Source organism: Flavobacterium sp. KKT103 (assembly GCF_055640565.1).
In genome coordinates, this window is sequence record NZ_CM145766.1 from 2,716,521 (window position 1) to 2,733,774 (window position 17,254).

Below are 17,254 nucleotides of genomic sequence, written 5' to 3' on the forward strand. Positions count from 1 at the left end.
TTATAAACAATATTATGTCAATAATTACCCTTACTACCGATTATGGCTTGAAAGATCACTTTGTCGGTGCATTGAAAGGGAAAATCCTATCTGAGTTTCCAGAAGCGACCATTGTTGACCTTTCGCATGACATTGATCCTTTTAATACGGTTGAAGCCAGCTATATAATTAGTGCGGCTTACAGTAGTTTTCCAAAAGGAACCGTTCATTTAATAGGTGTTGATATGGAGCTGAATAAAGAAAATCAACATATTGCCATGCAGTGGAATGATTCGTACTTTATTGCGGCTGATAATGGTATTTTAAGTATGCTTTCGCAAAAGATTGTCCCTCAAAAAATCGTTAGTATCAATATTCACGATCGGTTACCTACCGATGCCTCAGGCTTGGATGTTTTCGTGATGGTAGCTTGTCATATTGCCAAAGGCGGTTTACTAAATGTGATAGGAAGGGAAATACCGTCGATAAAGGAAATAACAGAGCTCAAAGCCGTCGTTAATTCCGATAATACACTGCTCAAAGGTCATGTGGTTTACGTAGACCATTTTGGGAATACTGTAACTAATATTTCTAAAAAACAGTTTTTAGAGGTTGCTAAAGGCCGTCCGTACGAAATTATCATGCAGACAAAAAACATTAAAACGATTTTGCCTAATTACTCCGCCATCGCGAACACGGAGAAATATCCAATTAAGTATTATGAAGGCGAAAAGTTAGCTATTTTCAATGAAGCGGGCTTTCTTGAAATAGCTATTTTCAGAAGCAACCCTTCCAAATTTGGCTCTGCGTCTAGTTTATTAGGACTTACATATAGAGATGTAGTTGCCATAGAATTTAAAAATAAGGAGCTTTAGCTTATGCTTGAAGCATTCCGTTTTTCTTCAATCAAATAAAAAACAAAAGAGATGTTTATACGTATTGTAAAATTGAGTTTCCATGAGCACAACATTCCTGCTTTTTTGGAGAATTTTGAAATTATTAAAGATCAAATTCGGTCTTCGGCAGGCAATCGCTTGTTGGAATTGTACCAAGATAAAGACAATAAAAATATTTTTTTCACGTACAGCTATTGGGAAACAGAACAAGATTTGGAAAACTATCGAACCTCGGCTTTTTTCAATGAAGTTTGGAGTTTTACCAAAAAATTATTCAATGATAAGCCACAAGCTTGGAGCGTAGATAAATTAGCTTCGCTAGCCTAAAAACAAATACACTACAATGAAAGCAATCGTTTTAAGAGAAATTAATTCCTTTTTTGGTTCGCCAATAGGTTATTTAGTAATCGCCATTTTTTTAATCATCAACGGCCTGTTCTTATGGGTTTTTGATGGTGATTTTAACATTTTGAATTCTGGTTTTGCTGATTTATCGCCTTTTTTCACCTTAGCACCTTGGATCCTATTATTCTTGATTCCAGCAGTAACCATGCGCAGTTTTTCAGACGAAAAGAAACAAGGAACACTTGAATTATTACTGACTAAACCCTTAAGCGTGTGGCAAATAGTTAGCGGTAAGTTTTTTGGAGCGGTATTGCTTATCATTTTAGCAATTATCCCTACCGTTATCTATGTTTGGGCGATTTACACCTTAGGATCTCCAATTGGTAACATCGATATGGGAAGCACGTTAGGATCGTATTTTGGGCTTGTATTTCTAATCGCTGCCTACTGCTCCATTGGTATATTTACTTCGACCTTATCTGAAAACCAAATTGTAGCTTTCATTTTGTCGGTATTTATTTGTTTTGTTTTCTACTTTGGTTTTGAGGGATTGGCTAGCCTTGCTCCTAGTTTTTCATCGTTAATTAGTGCTTTAGGAATGCAAGATCATTTTAAAAGTATGGGTCGAGGCGTTATCGATACGAGAGACCTGCTGTACTTTGTAAGTTGCACTGTACTGTTTTTATCGCTCACTGTTTTTAAACTTAAATCCTTTAAATTGTAATGGTGCCTACTCAATCTAAAAATCTAAAGAGTGTCGTTCTAATTGTTGCGATTCTTATTGTTATCAATATTCTTGGAAATGCCTTTTTCTATCGTTTTGATTTAACCAAGGATAAAAGGTACACCTTATCTCCTACTTCGCTTGGTATTATAAAACAAGTTAAGGAACCGCTTGCCATAAAAATTTATATGCAGGGTGATTTACCACCTGAATTCACCCGTTTGCAGCAGGAAACAAAGCAATTATTAGAAGAGTTTCAGGCTTATAATTCGGATATTGCTTTTGAATTCGTAGATCCTATGGAAGACGAAGAGCACAGCGAAGAAAATGTGAAAGCCTTGTACATGAAAGGAATGACGCCTGTGAACATAACCGTTGACGACAAAGGAAAGCAATCGCAAGCGATGGTTTTTCCTTGGGCTATGGCTGTTTACAACAATAAAGAGGTGACAATTCCATTGTTAAAAAACATCATGGGAGCTTCTACTACCGAAAAAGTAATTGGTTCTGTCCAACACTTAGAATACTCGATTGCTGATGCCATCAATAAAATTACCAAAGACAAGCAAAAAAGTATAGCAATCATCAAAGGGAACGGCGAATTAAAAGATATTTACATCGCAAAATTCCTTTTACAAGTACGCGAGAGTTACCATATTGGTCCTTTTACCTTGGACTCCGTTGCAAAAAATCCAAATGGTAGTTTAGAAGCTTTACAAAAATACGATTTAGCCATCATAGCGAAACCAACAGAAGGGTTTTCGGAATCCGAAAAACAAGTTTTAGATCAATACATCATGAATGGCGGAAAAACCATGTGGTTGGTGGATCAAGTGGCTGTTGAAATGGATAGTCTTTACAATTCGAATGGTGCTACTTTAGCTTTTCCTAGGGATTTAAATCTTAATGATATGTTCTTTAAATACGGGTTTAGAATCAATCCTGATATAATTAAAGACGAACAAGGAAGTCCTATTAAGCTCGCTACCGGTGAACGCGGCAGTGCTACACAGTACCAAGCGTTTAATTGGAAATTTGCGCCGCAAGTCTATCCCGAAAGTACCCATCCTATTGTAAAAAAACTGGGCGGCATCAAATTTGACTTTGCCAATCCGATTGATACGTTGAAAAACGGAATTAAGAAAACGGTGCTTTTGCAATCGTCTAAATATTCGAAAAAAATAGGTACGCCAGTTGAAGTCAACCTTAATATAGTAGCCGAAGAAACGAGTCCTAATCATTATATTAATAGTGGTAACTTGCCTATGGCTGTATTATTAGAAGGAAGCTTTAAGTCTATGTTTGAGAACAGAGTCCTTGCTTTCGACGAAAAAGCATACACTACTAAAGGAGTGCCTAACAAAATGATCGTTATTTCTGATGGAGACATAATTAAAAATCAAGTAGATAAGGACTTTCAACCTGTTGAGCTTGGTTACGATCAGCGATCCGGAAACTTATATGACAACAAAGATTTCTTACTGAATTGCGTCAATTACCTCTTGGATGATACCGGATTAATAAACATTCGCTCTAAAGAACTCGATTTGCCACTTTTGGATAAAGAAAAAGTATATGAAACCTATAGCTTTACCCAAATGCTTACCATCGGATTACCAATTGTGGTTTTAGCAGTTTTTGGTTTCTTATTTACCTTCATTAGAAAAAGAAGATATACAAGATAGATGTTAATAAAAAATTTATAATCGTAGCATAGTTTACGATATATTTGTACAATGTATTAGCTTTAGCGAATAAAACTAAAAGAAATACCAAAAAAATAAAATAAAACAGATGAAATTTATAGTATCGAGCTCGTACTTATTAAAACAATTGCAAGTTTTAGGTAGTGTTATTAATAGTAACAATACGTTACCAATTTTAGATAACTTCTTATTTGAATTAGACCAAAACGAATTAACTGTTTCGGCATCCGACTTAGAGACCACAATGTCAGCTAATTTGGCTATCGATTCAACGAGTAAAGGTAGTGTTGCTGTTCCTGCAAAATTACTTTTGGAAATTTTAAAGACGTTTCCTGAGCAGCCATTAACTTTTACAGTAGAAGAAAATAGTACAATCGAAATTAGTTCTAATTCTGGAAAGTATGCTCTTGCGTACGCTCCTGGAGAAGAATTTCCTAAAGCTGTTAATCTTGAAGAGCCGTCTGTAACTTTGGTACCTGCTGATGTATTAGCTACTGCTATAAGCAAAACCATTTTTGCTGCTGGTAATGATGATTTACGTCCTGTAATGTCTGGGGTATTTTTTCAATTTTCTCCAGAAGGATTAACCTTTGTTGCTACAGATGCTCATAAATTAGTAAAGTATGCTCGAACTGATGTTAAAGCTTCAGAAGTTGCTGATTTTATTATGCCTAAAAAGCCTTTGACCATTTTAAAAAGTATCCTAGGTACATCTGATGCAGAGGTTAAAATTGAATACAATGATTCAAACGCTACTTTTTCTTTTGATAATTATATTTTAATGTGTCGCTTGATCGATGGAAAATATCCAAACTATGAAGCGGTTATTCCAAAAGAAAATCCAAACAAACTAATGATTGATCGTTCTCAATTTTTGAGTTCTGTTCGTCGTGTTGCGATTTTCTCTAACAAAACTACACACCAAATTCGTTTAAAAATTGCAGGTGCTGAATTAAATGTTTCTGCCGAAGATATTGATTACTCTAATAAAGCTGAGGAAAGATTGACGTGTGATTACCAAGGAGATGATATGCAAATAGGTTACAACTCTCGTTTCTTAACTGAAATGTTGACAAACTTACAATCCGATATGATTATGTTAGAAATGTCATTACCTAACCGCGCCGGAATTTTAACACCCGTTGATGGTCTAGAAGAAGGAGAAACAGTTACGATGTTAGTAATGCCAGTTATGTTAAATAGTTAACAAAAAATTATCCTTTTGTTGGATTAGTTTTTTGATTATTAACTTATAAGTAGTATCATTGTAAAGCAATTCCGCTATTAACCAAACCATTTTTATATTTAAAAAAACCGTCCAGTTTTATAACTAGACGGTTTTTTTTTATTGACTTCTATTAGAACTCCACGAGATCTGCCCATGATGATTTCTAGTACACTTTTTAAAAAATAAAACTAAATCACGCCCATCTTCGTCATCAAGAAGGTAGCACTTTTATTTTTACAAATCCCATCACGAAGTTGGTAGTCAAAGTGCAATTCGTCATTGACTATTTCGACCTCAAAACATTTATTAGTTAAGATCGCAGGAAACGCATTAGTAGTCAAGCAAACCTCGATATCATGTGTTGCAATAACTCCTATTGCTTTATTAGCAATTACTTTTTTCACCACTTCTATGGTTCCGTTTCGCTTATCATCTGAATTGGTTCCGCGTAATATCTCATCTAATAGTACAAAAGCTGGTTGAACTTCTAACGCATTCATTATTTGCTTTAAGCGCTTAATCTCGGCAAAGAAATAGGATTCGCTATCAGACAAGGAATCCGAAAGTCGCATGGATACCAAAACCGGCAAAGGATGTACTGTTGCTGCAGCAGCACACACTACTGATCCTGCTCCCGCTAAAACCATATTAATACCCAAACTACGTAAAAAAGTACTTTTACCTGACATGTTTGACCCTGTCAAGATCATAAAGGACTGTGGGTAAAACTGGACCTCATTCCCTACTCTAGTAGCGCTGTTTAACAAAGGATGACTTAGGTTATTAAAACTAATTTTGAAATCCGTGTTCAAAGTTGGGAAAACAAAGTCGGGGTTGTTATACGATAGATTTGCAAAGCTGTTCAGCATTTCAAACTCACCAATAACTGCAAGCCAATCTTCAAGCGCTGTGGCATGCTCTTTTTTCCATTTTAATAAATCTTTTAAAGCGTGTAAATTATACAAAAAGGAGCCATTAAATAAGGTGGCCGTGATCAAATTATTAATGCTATCCATTTTCGAAAACAACTCCGATAGTTCTTGAAAGTGTGCACTCGCGTTTTTCTCCTTAAATTTTAATTTTTGCTGCAAAGCAAGTAGTTTTGGTGCATTAAATTTTTCCTCTTCGACCTTTTGAAGTAGTTTACTGTACTGCTTCAGTATTTTATCGATATTATCTGAGTTGGAAATCTCGATTTGAATGCGTTTAAAATACTTGCCTAAAAATGCCAAATTAATTATAAACAAATACGACATTGCCGATACAAAAATGGTATTCGTACTGATTAAGTAGCCTATCGCACTCCCGATAAAAAGTAGTGGCAAAATATAGGAGCCAATAATAGTCAATCGAGACAGCGGGTTACTATTAAAAGTACTCCATCGCAATAGCGATTCATAACTGGATTGGTTATCCTGACTTACTTTGGCGAAAGCCAAAAAATCCTGACGCCAGTCCAATTTACTCGAAAGTTCCGCTACTGCAGCTTGATTTTCGATTATCTCCTCATTAGGAGCTAAAACAAGTAAACGCTCAGCCAGCGTTTTTTTTCCAATAAAAGTAGCTGTCCTATTCAGATTCTGAAATAAAGAATGAGTACCAAAAATATCTAAATCATAGGCGTATGGATGCTGAAAATCAATAAACGCTTGTCCGTCTTCAAAAGGCAACTCACTTTTACTCACAAATGCTAATTCGTTTTCATTAATCGTAAGGAGCGCATTGGCTATTTTTTTGTCATTTAATAACTTCGAGTGCAGCTTCATCAAGAAAATGAATCCGACAAAAAGCGCGATGGCTAGTACTAAAAAGAGCATCGTTTGTTGCTCTACATAATAATAAACCGAAACAAAAAAAGCCACAATCACCAATAGCCTAAGCAAACTAATTGAATTGTACTTTTTATTAATGGATTGTAATGCTAACGTGAACTGCGTAATTTTATCTTGGTATACTTTCATAATAATGGTAAGTGAGCTACAAATATAAGCGTACCTACGGAATAAACTACTTAAAAAAGACCTATTCTATAACCTATCGTAATGCGTAGCTGTCTCGGTAATCAATTTATTCAATGGGCATAACAAGAACTGGAATACTGAGGTTTTGGGCCATTTTTTTAGTAAAACTAGGATGGAATAACCCTTCAAAAAAACTTCTTTTATAAGTAAGCATCGTCAAAACGTCAATATCTCTTTGAACTATAAAATCCACAATAGATTCTTTGACATCATCACTTAACATCACCCAAAACACAACACCCTCACCTTCAAACTCTTTTTCCCATTCCTTAACAGTTTCTTTGGACACATCCGAGTCTGAAGTTTTCACATACAAACAATGCACCTGAGCGTTGGCTTTTTTAGCGAGTTTTAAAACATTTTTCAAGGCTTTTTTATCTTTCTCCCTGAAACGAGTAGTAAAACCTATGGTTTGTATTTTTTTGTATTCAGCGCCATTCGGAATGCAATAAGTAGGAACCGCGACATCTACTAAAACACTACCTGTATTGGTTCCCATAAAAAAAGCGGACCAACCCGAAGCGCCTTCAGTTCCCATGACCACATAATCAATTTTGTCTTCCTTTATCGCTTTCTCGATGTTGTACACTAATTCGCCATCCATGAGTCGGTGCGTCATTTTAATATGATCTAGGTTGTGTGCCATAGCAATCGAATGCAATTTAGGCAGCTCCTCTTTGAACATCTCAAATTGCGAAAGTTCCAGCGACTCATAAATTTCCATATAATTCTGCGGAAAAAACTGCGTGTCCATAATAGGAAGTTCAAAGGTGTGCAATAAAATCAGCTCCCCTTTGATCATTTTTGCAAATTCTAAAGCGTGAACAAAGGCATTGGTAGCTGTTTCAGAAAAATCGGTTGGAAAAAGGATACGTTTCATTTTGATAATTTTAGAAGTTAGTAGCTCAAAATTACACCTAAAGTTACGGAAATACTATGATAAAAATCAGTTTGTTATCCCTTTTTTAAGATAAATTTGGGCGTGCCACCCTCTAGAAAAAAGGGCTCCATTGTTTATCGTTAGTGGCCCTTTTCTCTAGAAGTTGTCGGGTCATCCGCTCCGCTTCGGCGGACTGCTTCTACCCCTCACGCGAACCCTGCAAACAATCAACTTAAATCCTTTCCATCACTTCTTTAGTTTTAGTACCTTTGCAACCTATACATTATACCATGCTAAACAACGACGCCATAGTAGCACTAGCAACCCCATCAGGAGCTGGAGCTATCGCCATTATACGAATCTCAGGACAAGAAGCCATCACGATTGGAAATTCGGTTTTTAGATCCATCAAAAACAAAAATTTATTAAATCAAAAAACACATACTCTACATCTAGGGCATATTGTTGATGATGCTAAAACGCTAGACGAAGTCTTAGTTTCTATTTTCAAAGGACCCAACTCCTATACTGGCGAAAATACCATCGAGATTTCCTGTCACGGCTCCACTTACATTCAGCAACAAATCATACAATTACTACTTCGCAAAGGCTGCCGTATGGCCGATCCAGGGGAGTTTACATTGCGTGCTTTCCTAAACGGAAAATTAGATCTTTCACAAGCCGAAGCCGTTGCCGACTTAATTTCGTCAGACAATGAAGCGTCGCACCAAATCGCAATGCAGCAAATGCGTGGTGGTTTCTCTAACGAAATTGCGAAACTGCGTGAAGAATTATTGAATTTTGCTTCCCTAATCGAGTTAGAATTAGACTTTGCCGAAGAGGACGTAGAATTTGCCGATAGAACACAGTTTCATGAACTCCTAAACCGAATCGAGTTTGTACTTAAACGCTTAATCGACTCCTTTGCAGTAGGAAACGTAATCAAAAACGGAATCCCAGTTGCTATTGTTGGTGAACCTAACGTAGGGAAATCCACGCTATTAAACGCCTTATTAAACGAGGAGCGCGCCATTGTTTCAGAAATTGCTGGTACTACACGCGACACCATCGAAGACGAATTAGTTATTGGCGGAATCGGTTTCCGTTTCATAGACACTGCTGGTATCCGCGAGACTTTAGACGTCGTTGAGAGCATCGGAATCAAGAAAACATTTGAAAAAATTGAACAAGCGCAAGTCGTTTTATATTTGTTTGATAGTTTTAAGTTTAAAGTTCAAAGTTCAGAATACATCATCGAAATTGAAAAAATCAAGAACCAATTTCCTTTAAAGCCATTGGTTGTTGTGATCAACAAACTCGATTTATTGTCAGATCTTGAAATTAGTACTATTCAAAAAGAACTGGAATCCTTAAACATTAAACTGATTTTTCTGAGTGCCAAAGAGAAAATTGGTGTTGACGAACTCAAAAATCAACTACTCTCTTTCGTAAACACTGGTGCCTTACGTAATAATGAAACAATAGTCACTAATACAAGACATTACGATTCGCTACTAAAAGCATTAGACGAAGTGACTAAAGTAAAATACGGACTAGAAACCAATCTTTCTAGCGACCTAATGGCGCTTGACATTCGCGAGGCTTTGTATCATTTTGGGATGATCACTGGGCAAGTTACAAATGATGAGTTGTTGGGGAATATATTTGCTAACTTTTGTATCGGAAAATAGGTTTCACAAAACATCACAAAATAAAACAAAGAATCCCAGTTAAAATGTCATAAAAAGGCATTTTAACTGGGATTCTTCTTTCTGTTTATTTAGCTTTATTTGCAGATAGTTTGTTCCTTTTTGTACCATTATTGTACCACGAAAATAATTTTCCTTATTGGATTTTTCTTTGGCGAAATTATGACACACAGAGAGACACATAGACACAATGGGACACAAAATTAGTCACATTATGAGTTCTAACATTGAGGTTATCAGAATTTGTGAGCACTGCAAAAAACAGTTCACAGCCAGAACAACGCGTACACGGTATTGTTCGCACATTTGCAACAGCCGTGGTTATAAATCAATGGTGCGCAAAGGAAAAGTAGAAAAAAGCAATAACGAGATCGTTCAGCTTTTAAACACAGATTTAGAAAAAATAAAGCCACTTGAGTTTTTAAAAATTACTCAGGCAACCCTTCTTTTTGGAATCAGCAGAAGTACGCTTTACAGGTTAGTTAACAATGGACAGCTGGACATTGCAAAGTTTGGCAAACGAACTGTTATCCGCAGATGCGATCTTGAAGCTTTTTTTGCAATTCCTGTACAGGATGTAACCTTGAAAACTGGACAGCAATTTCCTGGTTTTGACAATTGCTATATTATAACGGAAATTCAACAGAAGTATAATATTTCTTCAGGAGCGCTCTATCTATTGATTCAACGGCAGGGTATAGTAAAATATTCCGTTGGAAAATTCACCTGTGTAGCCAAACAGGATATTGATATAATTTTTAATGCTGGGGAGAGATGAAAAATATAAACGTTACGCTAAGAAAAAGAACCCTTCCAAGTGGTAGGATAACATTATATCTTGATTTTTTTCCACCGATATATAACACTAAAGCCCGTAAATTTTCCCGCAGGGAGTATTTAAGTTTATTTTTGGTTCCAAAACCAAAAAGTGCTATTGAAAAAGCTTTGAATTCCGAGAATCTATATAAAGCTGAAATTATCTGTGCAAATAGGTTTAATGAAGTAAATAAGCCGCAGATCTACAATCCTTTTGAGATGGAGCAACTTCGTCTTAAAGAGATTGGCGAAAAATCATTTCTGCAGTATATCAAGCTTGTTGCAGAGCAAAAAACGGGTAATAACGGTGATATTTGGACTTATGCCATTATCCACTTTGAAAATTTTCTTAAGAATGAGGATATACTGATACAGGATATCGATGTGACTGTTATAGAAGATTTTAGGGAGTATCTCTTAAAGGCAAAATGTATCAGGAAAAAGGGTAAGTTTTTAGCTCAGAATACAGCTTTAACTTATTTCAATAAGATCAAAGCTACTCTTCGAAAAGCATACAAAAAAGGATTGCTGCAGACCGATGTCAATGCTGCAATTGAAAGCATAAAGGAACAAGAGTCTCAAAGGAATTTTCTAACCATGGAAGAAGCTGTAAGGCTATTTAAAACCCCTTGTAAAAAGGAAATTGTCAAACGTGTCAGTCTTTTTTCTCTGCTCACAGGCATGCGCTATTCCGATATATCAAAACTTACATGGGAAGAAGTGCAGTATAGTAAAAGTGAAGGATATTACATAAGATTTAAGCAACAAAAAACTGATAGACCGGTAACCCTTCCTATTTCTCAAGAAGCGTTCGAGCTCCTAGGTGAAAAAGAGGCACAAAGTAAGAGAGTTTTTTATAATTTAAAAAAATGGGATGTAGACCGTTTACTGCCTATTTGGGTTAAAGACGCATCAATTGAAAAACATATTACGTTTCACTGCTTTCGTCATACATATGCAACATTGCAAATGGCGGCAGGTACCGACATTTTTACGGTATCGAAAATGTTAGGTCACAAAAACATAAAGACAACGCAGATATATACAAAAATCATCGACGAGAAAAAAAGAGAAACAATTAATAAAATTTCATTTAAATAACATTTTTTAATACTAGTTAAAAAAGAAAAATGAATTCTCTACTTTTGCTTTGAGGTGGCTTTTTTGGTGCTTTAAAGTCGAAGGCACATCATTTTATTGCAGATTTTCTCAAAAACGGACAAAATGTAGATCCCAATATAGAATTGATCGAAGTGAATACAAGTGAAGCTGTTTTTTTTCAAAAGCAAGTATTTGTCAATTGTATCATATGAAAATTTTTACCATCTGTCCAACCACAACGAAATGGGCACCAGCCAACAAGAGGACAAAAAGGATTAATTGAAACACATTGGCGCAGAAACACTTGATGAATATAGTACTTCAGATAAACTGAAAAAAGGTGATCTCAGGATAAGACAAAAAAGCAGAACATTGCTGTTCGGCTTTTTGTCGGTGTGGTAGGATTAACCGCCTATTCCTTAATTCGTTGATTTTACTGGTGTTTCCAAGTACTCTTTCCAAAAGAGGTAGCCGAATAGGTCTCATTTATAACAACTTACCTTATAGCCCTTTGAATCTTTGATCAATTTGATCTTAAGTCAGTAAAGTATTTGTATAAATGTAAATGTATGAAAATTGTTCCTGAGATACAACTATATACATTGTGTCGTGAAATTTATTAGTGTTGGACTTTCCTATAACCATAAACCCGTCCAAAAAAATATCGAGTTTTTTTTGAAGATTTGGAGCTATACCAGAGAAACCACTAAAGATTGAGGTTTAAGCCGGTTAAAATTTTAATAGGTTAACTATATTTGTCTACCAATAAATGATTTATTTCAAATTAATATTACCATGAGAAACGCTTTCTACGGTTACTCTTTCCAAAAACTTGTTACATCGTTGATGCTGACAATAATGGATGTAGAAAGGACCATTGAATCCATAGAGATTGAAGCCTTGGTAGATCATAAATTTGACGATATCAGGGTGATTAGCAACGACAAGGAGTATTTTTTTCAGATAAAAGATTTCGCTTCCATCTCACTAAACGAGATCGTTGTGTCCGAAACCGAAATCATTATTGCAGGAAATCTTCACAAATTGTCAAACGAAACAAATGTTTTATTTTTCAAAAGGCTCGAGATTACACCCGATTGCGAAATATTAGGTATACCTGCACTCCGACTGGGAAATATCTATATAATATCACAATCAGGACAAGAGATAGATCAGAGAATAGAAGAGCTTTATAAAACAGACCACCTTAGAAAATACATCATCGATCAGTTTTTTAGTGGATGTCTCGACAAACGAAATCTGCTGATAAAAATAAGTGATTTACCATCTTTGAATATCTTCAAAACCTATTTGATAGAACCTACTGTCAACGTAACAAGGAAATTGCTTGACGTTGAAAATATATTGCTCATTGAAGGCAAGCCAGGTGTAGGAAAAAGTCATCTAGTGGTAAATCTGGAAAATCAATATAAAAATAACGTAGTTTACCGTTTCTGGGTTTCCAATCAGGATAATGATTATAACGAGCGACTGAAGTACAACAACTTCATTCAGGATTTCTCAAAAAAGCTGTTTCGCAACCTGAAACCATATACCGAAGTACAGATTATAGCAAAATTGAAGGAACGTGAAAAGACGGTTATAATAGATGGCCTTGACCATGTCGAAAACTATAATCCAAATGACCTGGAAAAATACGTTGCCTTTATTAATAATCTGAAGGAGCATTGTAAGGTAATTGTATTGAGCCGTCCATTGCAACGCTTATTACCTTGGAAAAAGCAATTGTTAGGAAATTGGAATCATGGGCAGACAAAAATAGTTTTAAATGAGCTTTACCATATTCAGGATTACAAAATTATTCAAAAAATTTTTACAATAACCGACGGTTATCCAATACTGGTAAGATATATTGCAGAACTATATAGGATTGAAGGCATTGTACCCGACTTCGAAGCATTTGATAGCATTGACAAGTACTACGAGAAAATAATCGAAGGCGAAAAAGGAAAGCAGGCACTAGCACTATTTCTTTGTGTTCGATCATACCTTATGCAATCTGAAATTGATTTATTCCTCGATACATATGGTGCGATGTTCGTGAAACAATTTGTCTCAGAACATCCATATCTTTTTGAGTTGCGTCTTAACAGGATTTCGATGTTTCACGATAGTTTTATTACATTCCTACGCAAACGGAACACCGACTACAAAATTGTATCAGCTAAGGTCAATGCTGTTGTATACGCATCGATAATGAATATAGAGAAGCGATTTCAATCACGATTTTCTTATTTTGATCATTCAAAGGAAGAAAAACAAAGCATTATAAGAAAGTACGCTTCAATCGCAGAGTTTAAGAAATTGATAGAAGGCGTTATCGACTTCGAGGCAGTAAGAGATTTCTATTTCCAGATTCGCGAAACACTTTCCAAGATGGAAGCCGAAGTTCTGGAAATCAGGCAATATTATGATTTATCGCTGATATTAAATATGGTTTCTCGTGATCATATATCAACACTCAACGGATTTCACTTTATCTATTGCAGATCATTACTTTTTAATGGTTATACTATTGAAGACATTACAAGTACCCGTTATCTGTTCGGAATGTTTTACTATTTAGAAACAAACGATGGGTCCCTTCTTTTGAATACTACAAGCGATGATAACTATGAAACACGTCGATTCTTTAGCGAATTACAAAATGATGTACAGGAAGAAATAGAATTCTTTGAAAAGCATCAAAAACCGCTTTCAATTTCTAAAATCTGTTCACTCTTGAATGACAGCTCAAACATGCATTTTAGGGAAATTGTTACCTATATTCTTGAAGATCTGTTTATACATACAGAGAATAGGAAAACTTATAAGATTTGGTATAGAGGAATAAGTGAATACATGAAAGGCAATGAATGGAAAGCTCTTACTATTCTAGAGGAGATCACATACGATCTGGGTATCGATCAATACTCGCTATCTTACATATTTAAACAGGCGCGAGAATATCTTTTGGCGATTGGAAAGCTACCCAAGGAAAATGATTTTTTGAATTTGCCGCTAAAACAGTATATCGTTAACCATAGAAATGATACGAGTTTCACCATGTGGGTAGACATACTAAGTTATCTGCGATTAGCACTTCATCAGGGCCGTAAGATAGACCTGAAGTCAATTTCATTGTTTTGGACCAAATACTATGCGCGTAAAGACCATTCTCTATATGCTTTGGACACAGCACTGCCGATATTTGAAAAATTAGGGTTTATAGAAATGTATGATTCTGTTAGTCTGATTAATAAAATTCAGGTAATGTCTGAGAAGGGATATCGTGGTCTTCTGGCAGACTATATAATGCAGCGTCCTCCAGAATTTATGGCTTCAATTTTCAATGATTTCCATACAGATAATTTAAACGTTTCATGGTTTCTTTTAGACACAGAATATATAAATGTCCTTCCTGATCGCGTTTATAATATTGAGTTGAGAAATCAAATAAGATACCATCGCACAGATAATAACATTCCGTATGACGAGGTGGAAAATCTGCTCGATTCAAACAGAATGGATAAGTTTCGTGAGGATTTGGCTTTTCATAGGTATAGTATTTCAATTAAAGACAAAAGACCAGAAATTAACAAGCTGAAGGCATTGAGGATTCCTTATAAGACATTTAAGGAAAAAGAGTATGAAAGTAGCTCTACACCGCTTTCTTATTTTGAACAGGGAATTTTGGACAGTTCAAACAAGCATCTTATTATAGAAAATAGACTTAATCCATCTGAAGTTGCTGCTTTCGGCGATGGTTATTATGCTACTTTATCTGATATCGATATCTATAAAGTATTTTCAAAAGAGGAAATGAGGGCAAACATGCAGGGAATATTGTTCAATGCAATTACTTCCCGCTTAAGGACGATAGACCATTTCCATTCACTGTGGCCGCTCCCAGGAAATGTGATAAAGCTTTTTTATTCAAATGAAGTGGTTGATGATTTTGAGGAATATTTTAAGAGTTTTATAGCCTATTTAGATCTTTCAATGTTTGATTTAAAGAATAATATTGGAGATCCATATTAGATAGTTGCATATTTGCTACCTTCGGTTAATTTTGGCTAACAGATTTTAATACAATGATAAACATAAAGCAACTACTTGAATTTAAAGATCTCTTTCCAGATGAACAAGTGGAACCTATAATAAAGTATTTAAGCAAAGTCTCGAGAGAATCTTTATTAAGATCCATTGGCTTTTTTAATACAAGACCTATACCTAACTATGATAATTTTTTTAGTAACCCAGAGATACATGACGAAGTAACCCAGAGAGTCGATAAATATTTATTTGATAGACAAATCACATCCAAGCCACAAGTAGTCAGTGGGCAAACGGCATTAAAATTCGCGGAAGCAGTTTTGTCGAATTCCCAGGAATTACTAGAAAATAATACAAATGATTCTCCCGATGATGATGAAATGAATTTGTTTAAGGCATTTTTATGCATTAATACTGAACTTATAAATAATCAAGTGCTGGATAATTTAAATGATGGTGATTTTGAAAAGATTATTGATTTTAGCATAGTATTTACTTTTCCATTTGCAGATCTTGGTATTTCTGAAAATGACAACATTGAATTTTTGCATTTGCTTTATGCCACTTTTTATAAGGTAGAAGCATTATTAGGATTTCTGAATTCTAAGCCTAACTATTTAAATCTTAAAGATGAATTCCTTAGATCTTTTAACGTTTCGACTGAACACGAATTTGTAGCCCAGATGACATTTCTTTTTGGGAAATTACTGCAATTAAAAGGAACTAACAGTTATCTATGGGAGGTTGATGATAAGGATGCGAAGGCATTTTTAGATTCAATGGTATCCGACGATATAGCTCCCGACGAAGATTTTACAAATATCAAAAATAATCCGATATATAAAATTGAGGATAATCTATATTCAATTGTCCATTACTTTTTTGTAATTGATAAGTTTTACAAAAGTGCTAAGTTTAAAATCAAAGAACTTTATGAGAAGGATGACGTTTTAAAAGCTTCGCATGGTAATTTCTTCAGCTTTTTCAATAGCGAATTTTCTGAAAACTTTCTTATGAAAAACCTACTTGACGAGATATTTGCAAAAAAATATTTTATAAAGAAGCCCGAGAGGGAAAAGGAACTTTCAGGAGAACCTGATTATTACGTTAGACATAATAATGAAGTATTTGTATTTGAAAATAAAGATGTATTGATTGCTAAGGAAATTAAAGCATCAGCTGATATCGAGCAGATTAATGCTGTTTTAAAAACAAAATTTTTGATCGATGGAAAAAAGAAAGTAGGGATTGGACAACTAGTTACTACTATTGAAGAAATTGGCAGCAAGAAATTTAGGTTTGATGATTATGTAAATTCTAAGAACTCACTTACGGTCTATCCCGTTCTTCTTGTACATGACAGAATATTCCAGACACTGGGTATTAATTACAGACTTAATCAATGGTTTAAGGAGCAGTCGATTAAAAGGCTCGGCGATCTAAATAAAAATTTCAACATTAAGGGCCTTACTGTTATAGACATAGATTCACTAATACTTTGGCTTCCTTACTTCCAAGTCAAAGACAAGAATTTTAAGGAAGTGCTCAATTTTCATTTGGAAAAAATGAATAAAACCAAGAAAGTCAACACTGCGCCCAATCAAGAAATACTCTTCTATAGAGCGAATCAGAATATTACTGAACAGTTATCGCCAATTTCAAGAAGAAAAATACCTTATAATATCGACTTGGAAAGGCTTATGGATAGGTTTAAAATTGTAATAAAAGATGAATAGGGCTATAATTATTCTTAGAGTAATTTTTGAAGGATTCAATACAAAAAATCGAAATTA

At 35.0% G+C, this 17,254-nt stretch carries 12 protein-coding genes; 10 read left to right on the plus strand and 2 right to left on the minus strand.

The genetic code is table 11. The features are described from left to right. Nucleotides 1–14 precede the first annotated feature (14 nt). From ACZ2G0_RS11660 to dnaN, 5 genes are all read left to right on the plus strand, one after another. Complete coding sequence (locus ACZ2G0_RS11660; RefSeq protein WP_470307809.1) at nucleotides 15–854, plus strand: SAM hydrolase/SAM-dependent halogenase family protein; 840 nt, start codon at nucleotides 15–17, stop codon at nucleotides 852–854. A 51-nt stretch (nucleotides 855–905) separates the two neighbouring features. Further along, entirely contained in the window at nucleotides 906–1,202 is a 297-nt protein-coding gene (locus tag ACZ2G0_RS11665) for a putative quinol monooxygenase (protein ID WP_300286018.1), read from the plus strand. Nucleotides 1,203–1,218: 16 nt separating this feature from the next. Next, a complete protein-coding gene (gldF, locus tag ACZ2G0_RS11670) occupies nucleotides 1,219–1,944 on the plus strand; it encodes a gliding motility-associated ABC transporter permease subunit GldF (protein WP_470307810.1) in 726 nt (241 codons plus the stop codon). Then, nucleotides 1,944–3,629 carry a gliding motility-associated ABC transporter substrate-binding protein GldG gene (gene gldG, locus ACZ2G0_RS11675; RefSeq protein WP_470307811.1) on the plus strand — a complete coding sequence of 562 codons (1,686 nt, stop codon included), beginning with the start codon at nucleotides 1,944–1,946 and terminating at the stop codon, nucleotides 3,627–3,629. The genes gldF and gldG overlap by 1 nt, the downstream gene beginning before the upstream one ends. A 109-nt stretch (nucleotides 3,630–3,738) precedes the next feature. Then, nucleotides 3,739–4,857: a DNA polymerase III subunit beta gene (dnaN, locus tag ACZ2G0_RS11680; protein WP_470307812.1), complete on the plus strand. Its 1,119-nt coding sequence runs from the start codon at nucleotides 3,739–3,741 to the stop codon at nucleotides 4,855–4,857. A 209-nt stretch (nucleotides 4,858–5,066) separates the two neighbouring features. On the opposite strand, the gene ACZ2G0_RS11685 is transcribed toward dnaN, so the two are convergent. Continuing rightward, nucleotides 5,067–6,839 (minus strand): MutS-related protein, encoded by a 1,773-nt coding sequence (locus ACZ2G0_RS11685; RefSeq protein WP_470307813.1) that lies wholly within the window; start codon nucleotides 6,837–6,839, stop codon nucleotides 5,067–5,069. A gap of 106 nt (nucleotides 6,840–6,945) precedes the next feature. Then, nucleotides 6,946–7,779, minus strand: coding sequence for a universal stress protein (locus tag ACZ2G0_RS11690; protein WP_470307814.1), 834 nt, complete (start codon nucleotides 7,777–7,779; stop codon nucleotides 6,946–6,948). Between the two features lie 290 nt (nucleotides 7,780–8,069). Here ACZ2G0_RS11690 and mnmE point away from each other — a divergent pair, with 290 nt between their 5' ends. The 5 genes from mnmE to ACZ2G0_RS11715 all read left to right on the plus strand — a co-directional run bounded on the left by mnmE (nucleotide 8,070) and on the right by ACZ2G0_RS11715 (nucleotide 17,197). Further along, nucleotides 8,070–9,470, plus strand: coding sequence for a tRNA uridine-5-carboxymethylaminomethyl(34) synthesis GTPase MnmE (mnmE, locus tag ACZ2G0_RS11695; protein WP_470307815.1), 1,401 nt, complete (start codon nucleotides 8,070–8,072; stop codon nucleotides 9,468–9,470). A gap of 232 nt (nucleotides 9,471–9,702) precedes the next feature. Beyond that, nucleotides 9,703–10,266 (plus strand): helix-turn-helix domain-containing protein, encoded by a 564-nt coding sequence (locus ACZ2G0_RS11700; RefSeq protein ID WP_417982811.1) that lies wholly within the window; start codon nucleotides 9,703–9,705, stop codon nucleotides 10,264–10,266. After that, the gene (locus ACZ2G0_RS11705) at nucleotides 10,263–11,405 is read left to right on the plus strand and encodes a tyrosine-type recombinase/integrase (RefSeq protein ID WP_417982809.1); all 1,143 of its coding nucleotides are present in this window, start codon (nucleotides 10,263–10,265) and stop codon (nucleotides 11,403–11,405) included. Before ACZ2G0_RS11700 ends, ACZ2G0_RS11705 begins: the two co-directional genes overlap by 4 nt. A gap of 795 nt (nucleotides 11,406–12,200) precedes the next feature. Further along, on the plus strand, nucleotides 12,201–15,446 hold the full coding sequence (locus tag ACZ2G0_RS11710) for an AAA family ATPase (protein WP_470307816.1): 3,246 nt from the start codon (nucleotides 12,201–12,203) through the stop codon (nucleotides 15,444–15,446). A gap of 53 nt (nucleotides 15,447–15,499) precedes the next feature. Continuing rightward, nucleotides 15,500–17,197, plus strand: coding sequence for a hypothetical protein (locus tag ACZ2G0_RS11715; protein ID WP_417982804.1), 1,698 nt, complete (start codon nucleotides 15,500–15,502; stop codon nucleotides 17,195–17,197). The last annotated feature ends 57 nt before the right edge of the window (nucleotides 17,198–17,254 follow it).